Annotated in this window: 6 protein-coding genes and 1 pseudogene; 2 read left to right on the top strand and 5 right to left on the bottom strand. The window is 51.5% G+C overall.

The window, feature by feature from the left end; all coding sequences use genetic code 11:
• Positions 1-270 precede the first annotated feature (270 nt).
• Together BST81_RS08535 and BST81_RS26955 are read left to right on the top strand one after the other, a co-directional pair.
• Positions 271-1,086: an IS110 family transposase gene (locus BST81_RS08535; RefSeq protein WP_253188163.1), complete on the top strand. Its 816-nt coding sequence runs from the start codon at positions 271-273 to the stop codon at positions 1,084-1,086.
• A 46-nt stretch (positions 1,087-1,132) separates the two neighbouring features.
• Positions 1,133-1,962 (top strand): IS1 family transposase gene (locus BST81_RS26955; RefSeq protein WP_143780277.1). Its coding sequence is split into 2 segments (ribosomal slippage): positions 1,133-1,474 and positions 1,477-1,962, totalling 828 coding nucleotides; the frame shifts between segments, so codons are not numbered across the junction.
• A gap of 12 nt (positions 1,963-1,974) precedes the next feature.
• Here BST81_RS26955 and BST81_RS28760 read toward each other — a convergent pair.
• The 5 genes and pseudogenes from BST81_RS28760 to BST81_RS08510 all read right to left on the bottom strand — a co-directional run.
• Positions 1,975-2,889, bottom strand: a pseudogene (locus BST81_RS28760) (IS5 family transposase); the annotation flags it as partial.
• Positions 2,890-3,215: 326 nt separating this feature from the next.
• Positions 3,216-4,052, bottom strand: coding sequence for a formylglycine-generating enzyme family protein (locus tag BST81_RS08515; protein ID WP_075598120.1), 837 nt, complete (start codon positions 4,050-4,052; stop codon positions 3,216-3,218).
• Between the two features lie 447 nt (positions 4,053-4,499).
• A complete protein-coding gene (locus BST81_RS28755; protein ID WP_143780276.1) occupies positions 4,500-4,634 on the bottom strand; it encodes a hypothetical protein in 135 nt (44 codons plus the stop codon).
• Positions 4,635-4,653: 19 nt separating this feature from the next.
• Positions 4,654-4,809: a hypothetical protein gene (locus tag BST81_RS27975; protein WP_171974699.1), complete on the bottom strand. Its 156-nt coding sequence runs from the start codon at positions 4,807-4,809 to the stop codon at positions 4,654-4,656.
• Positions 4,810-5,054: 245 nt separating this feature from the next.
• The gene (locus tag BST81_RS08510; protein WP_075598119.1) at positions 5,055-5,930 is read right to left on the bottom strand and encodes a formylglycine-generating enzyme family protein; all 876 of its coding nucleotides are present in this window, start codon (positions 5,928-5,930) and stop codon (positions 5,055-5,057) included.
• Positions 5,931-6,000: the final 70 nt, after the last annotated feature.

The raw sequence follows: 6,000 nt of genomic DNA, 5'->3' as shown, positions 1-6,000 counted from the left end.
GCAGTGGCATCAACTCAAAACCCATGAAATTGCTGGGCGGATGTTTGAGCATGAAGTTGATTTAGCCGATGCGATCATCGAGGGAATGCAAGCTCGTAGTAGTAGGGGCAATTACTCCCTGGAACGTTTTATATTTAATTCCTCCTGACTACTTAACAGTGCCCTAACGAATGCTCAGGGAACAAGGACAATACCTTCTCCATAATCTTTTCGCTGGCACGATTAGTGGCAGACTCTCCGACACAACAAAAACACCTTCAATCTAACACAATGAAACTGTCYCAAATCACTACCCCATTTGCTGCCTAYATTGGCATTGACTGGGCTGATCGCAAGCACGATATCAGCCTCTATGATTGTCAGSAGCAGAGTTGGAGCTACACCACGATTCAGTCTACCCCTCAAGCTATTGCCGATTGGGTCAACCAGCTTCGTCAGCAATATGGGGAAACCCAATTACTGGTGGGATTAGAGCAAAAACGGGGACCCTTGCTCTATGGCTTATGCCAATACGACAATCTAGTTTTAGTGCCAATTAATCCGCGCACCGTCGCCAATTACCGCAAAGCCTTTCAACCCTCGCGAGCCAAATCAGATCCGATTGATGCCAAGTTAATCGTCGAACTGATGCAGCGGCACAGCGATAAGCTCGAYATTTGGGTGGCAGGTTGTCCAAAACATCGGGAATTGCGCCAGTGGGTAGAGTCTCGGCGTATGTTAGTCGGCGAGAAAGTGCGTCTGACCAATCGCATTACTGCTGCTCTCAAGTCCTACTATCCGCAAGTGCTCGATTGGTTTGAGGATAAACATACGATCGCCTTTTGTGAATTTCTCGAACAATTYCCCAATTTAGAATCGGCGCAGACAGCAACATCTGAAGCMTTAAAGCAATTCTTTCGGTCTCATCACATCATCCGTAACGCGACGATTCAACGTCGCACTCAGCAAATTCAGGAAGCGGGWCCYCCTCTGACCCAAGATGCGGCGATCATCCAACCTGCGCAAGCCTTGACCCAGGGGCTGGTGGCATTGCTCAAAGTCGTCTTGCAACAACTGATTAAATTTGAAGGTAGTGCGTCAAACTGATGTGGGTCTGGTAGAGTAAGGAATCAACGATTCACCTACTCAAGCTATGGAATGTAAGCTCTGCGGTCATTCTAAGACTCACAAGCATGGCAAGATGCCGAATGGGCATCAACGCTACTTTTGCCTGGGGTGCCAACAAACCTTCTCAGAGAGTTTTGACACCCTCTACTACTACCGTCACGTCAGTCCAGAGCAAATTCAACAAGTCCTGCAAGCTCACAGTGAGGGCACCAGTTTACGAGGGATTAGTCGGATTAGCGGGTTAGCTTATAACACGGTAGTGAGTATTATTCGACGAGCGAGTAGCAAAGCTCAACTCATCCACAATCAGGAGGTGGCTCAAGTTGAAACCGAGGAGGTGAGTGCTGATGAGATGTGGTCCTTTGTGCAAAAAAACAGAAGCAATGTCTGCCCCTAGAATTAGACCTGGGAGACTGTTGGGTGGGGTTGAGTTTAGCCAATAGCAGTGGGCTGATCTTGGCGGCCCGTGTGGGAAAGCATACGGATGAGTTGATTGAAGAACTGATGGTCACAACGGAAGGAAAAACGGAGTGCAAACAGTGGAATAGCGATGATTGGGGAGGGTATGAACGAGTCCTTCCACCAGAAATTCATCATCACATTGGTAAGGATAAAACCCAACGATTAGAGAGAACCAATGGTATTATCCGGCAACAAACAGGACGGTGGCATCGACGGCAAAACAAGTTTGGCAAGGTGTGGGAGCAAACGAAGGTGACTACACGATTGGTTGTCAGTTATTTCAATTGGATTTGGCGGCATAGCCGATTCAAAACCACAGCATCTCAACGAGCAAACTTGGCAGCAGAGCCTTGGACTTGGCAAGACTTCGCAACTTATCCAACAATTATTTGATGCACAACCAAATAAACTGACAATGCGGTCATCAATGCGATGTTGTCGCTGTTGATACATCGTCTGCTGCTGTCGGAACACTTCACTCACCACCAGAAGTTTACGGTACAAAGACCGACTCAAGGTCGATAACGATGCACCTGCGGCAACTAGCGCATCAATATGAGCCAGATTGCGTCTCACATATCCCAGTTGTTGACGAATTGCCTTTCGCATCGCTTTACTTTGCACTTGGCGTTGCTTGGCAACCTTCAAATACTCTTGTCGGGCTTGTTGGCGGTAGGTGCGAGGTTTCTTCTCGTTTTGCTCTCTCAGTTGTTCGTATAGAATATCAATGACCGTTTCTGTGTGCTCACGCGCTTCATTCAACAAACTCAAATCGGTGGGATAGCGAATATCTGCGGGCGCACAACTGGCATCTAAAATCAATTCCCCTTGATTCGGAGGCGCGGGTGGTTCATCTCCATCGTTGTCCTGCTTTGATTGACTGTCACCCTCCGTTGCATTCGTTGTTTGATTTGAACGCCTCGATTGCATCACAATTTGTTCGTTGATTTGCCCCACTATCTCCAGGCTTAATCGCTTGCGAAAGTGAACCATCATTGATGGGTCAAACGGAGCTTGGTCACTATACTCACAGCATCCGATGAAGTATTGTAGGTACGGATTCTCTCGAATTTGTTCCACAGTTTCTTCATCACTAATTCCCAACCGTTCCTTAATGATTAAGGCTCCCAGTGCCATTCGAAAGGGTTTGGCAGGCGCACCCATCTGTGAACTGAACTGTCCAGCATATTGCGCTTCTAACTCCTCCCAAGGAATCAACTGGCTCAGTTTAACCCAACGGTTCTCTCCCGACAGTTTCCCCCCAAACGGGAGGTAGAAGTTTTCAAACGACAGTTGACCAGGGCTAGGGCGACGGTACATAAGGCTTGTGCAAGGGTTTTCGCCGTTTTCAGTGGTTTTCCTTGCACTTTAGCAGGTCATGATCCCGCTGAATACCCCTTCCATCAAAGATTTCACACTTTTTTAGTAAGCCCTATTTAGTACTGCGATGCTGCCTGTCAGGGCAGGTAGCATGAGGGAGATTGATCAGAACCAGTAGATTGATCCTAGCGTGAGAAAGGCTGTGTGCACCCGGGCAGAGCACAGGTGGCATGGGCACCCAGGCAGAGCCTGAAGGCTGTGTGCACCTGGGCAGAGCGCAGGTGGCATGGGCACCCAGGCAGAGCCTGGGCGCGAGGGACAAAGGGCTACAGCAGAGTTCTCGGGGCAATACAAACAACCCGAAAACCGATATCGTTGCTGCGAACGTCGGGCGAATAGTCGAAGCGAAAGGCAGAACGGCAATGCCTCGGATCGTTGTCCCAGGAACCGCCGCGTATCACTCGATTCGCATCTTTGTTTTCACTTAACCAGGCCGTGCCGTCGGTTGGCGCACCCTCATAGCTGTTATGCCAGTGGTCCTGGCACCATTCCCACACATTGCCGTGCATATCGCACAGCCCAAAGCCATTGGCATACTCAAAAAAGTCTACTGGGGTGGTCTCTTCCCGGTACTTGCCCTCAGGGCCGTCATCGTAGGTATAGTTGCCATTGTAGTTGGCTAAGTCAGTAGTCAGAGTCGAACCAAAGTAGAAGGGGGTGGTTGTCCCGGATCGACAGGCGTATTCCCACTCCGCTTCACTGGGCAGGCGATACTCACGGTGAGTATGGGCCGAAAGTCTGGCACAAAACTCCACTGCCTCGTACCAAGACACCTGCTCCACTGGACGATTATCCCCTGCCTCCACTGAGCGATTATCCTCTGTAAAGTATGAGGGATTCGGTTCAAGTTCCCGCTCTACGGTAGGTAGCCCTGCCACAAATCGCCATTGGGCCTGGGTTACCGGGTAGCGTCCCATAAAGAAGGGAGGAACCTGCACCAGATGCTGCGGGCCTTCATCATCTATACGTTCGGGCTCATCTTCTGGCGACCCCATCATAAATGAGCCACCGGGCACCAGAATCATATCAAGGCCAATGTCGGCCAGGGCTTCAGTAAAGTAGCGGGCCTGTTTGCGCTCTTCTCGCAGGGTCAGTTCTGCCATGCTAGCTCAGCAATGAGTGAAGATTGGGGGGCCAGTCAACTCTTCAGCGAACTTACCAAGCTGATAGCCCCGTTTTATTTTCGGATGCCCGCAAGCATCACTGGAGAAGGTCTGAACTCTTCAAGATACTCCCGGCAGATCTCCCATCTGCCAGCTCTGATATAGAAGAGACCTCGGGGCAATACAAACAACCCGAAAACCGATATAGTCGTTGCGATCGTCGGGCGAATTGTTGTTGCGATAGGCAGAACGGCAATTCCTCGGATTGTTGTTCCAGGAACCGCCGCATTTGCCGACCTGTCCCACTCATAGGATACCGTTAGAATTCCCAGTCTCGATCGGGGGTGGCTGGAATCTTCATGAACACCACGGTCTGGTTCCCAGGCTGAACACAGGTCTGGTTCCCAAAGGGCAACCCAGACTTTGCCTGGGACAAGGGACAAAGGGCTATAGCAGAGTTCTCGGGGCAATACAAACAACCCGAAAACCGATATAGTCGTTGCGATCGTCGGGCGAATAGTCGACGCGATAGGCAGAACGGCAATTCCTCGGATAGTAGGGCCAGGAACCGCCGCGTCTCACTCGACTTCATAGGATACCGTTAGAATTCCCAGTCTCGATCGGGGATGGCTGGAATCTTCATGAACACCACGGTCTGGTTCCCAGGCTGAACACAGGTCTGGTTCCCAGGGGTCTGGTTCCCAGGCTCAGCCTGGGAACCAGGGGGGGCCAACCAGAGGGGGTGGTAAAGGGCCACTGCTCAAAAATTTGGTGGCGGAGTTGGTAGGTGTCTCCATGGAGCAGATGAGCTTCCCAGCTCTGCAACCGCTGGAGTAGGTCTTCCAGGGAGATCAGACCAGCTGTGTAATCCCTCCCAGTCTCGATCGGGGGTGGCTGGAATCTTCATGAACACCACGGTCTGGTTCCCAACCAGGGGGGGCGCTTCGCGCCTACAAGGACAAAAGGGCAACCCAGGCTTTGCCTGGGACAAGGGACAAAGGGCTATAGCAGAGTTCTCGGGGCAATACAAACAACCCGAAAACCGATATTGTTGTAGCGATCGACGGGCGAATAGAGGTCGCGATAGGCAGAACGGCAAAACCACGGAATGAGGTCCCAGGAACCGCCGCGTCTCACTCGACTTGCACTTTTATCGTTACTCAACCAAGCGGTGCCATCTGCTGGCGCACCCTCATAGCTGTTATGCCAGTAGTCCTGGCACCATTCCCACACATTACCGTGCATGTCGCACAGCCCAAAGCTATTGGCAATTCCAAAATAATCTACAGGGGTGGTCTCTCGACGATATTCACCTTTGGGACCCTGGCCATAGGAGCCTGACCAGTTCAAGCCCTTATCATCCGTACCTCGGTAGTTGGCCAGGTCAGTGGTGATGGTTTCACCAAAGTGGAAGGGGGTTGTGGTTCCAGCCCGACAGGCGTACTCCCACTCGGCTTCACTGGGTAGTCGATAAATTCGCCCGGTATGGGCTGAAAGTCGATCGCAAAACTCCACCGCATCGGACCAGGACACTCGTTCAACCGGACGGTTATCTCCCTCAAATCTGGACGGATCTGGTTTAAGTTCCCGATTCACCTGGGAGAGTGCCGCCACAAATCGCCACTGCACCTGTGTGACTGGATACTTGCCCATAAAGAAGGCAGGAACACTCACCTCATGTTGTGGCCCTTCAGCCTTGCTACGATCCGGCTCATTCTCTGGCGACCCCATCCGGAAGGTGCCGGATGGAATCAGCATCATCTCGATGCCAACCTGTTCACCCAACCTCTCGACAAAAAACTGGACCTGCTGCTTCTGTCGCACCAGGGCTAGTTTCACCTTGCCATCCGGTTTAGCGGGCTGTTGTGCTGCTGTCATGATCCTTCATTGGCGGGTGGGCAATCCCTGGTTCCCAGCCAGAGTCTGGGAACCAGATGCGATGGGTGAC

It is taken from the genome of Leptolyngbya sp. 'hensonii' (assembly GCF_001939115.1).
Lineage (GTDB): Bacteria > Cyanobacteriota > Cyanobacteriia.
This window is presented reverse-complemented; position numbering and strand designations above follow the sequence as displayed.

Bases quoted from the DNA above. Each gene is read 5' to 3' on its own strand.
- BST81_RS08515 (WP_075598120.1), bottom strand. From the start codon at position 4,052: ATGGCAGAACTGACCCTGCGAGAAGAGCGCAAACAGGCCCGCTACTTT.
- BST81_RS08510 (WP_075598119.1), bottom strand. From the start codon at position 5,930: ATGACAGCAGCACAACAGCCCGCTAAACCGGATGGCAAGGTGAAACTA.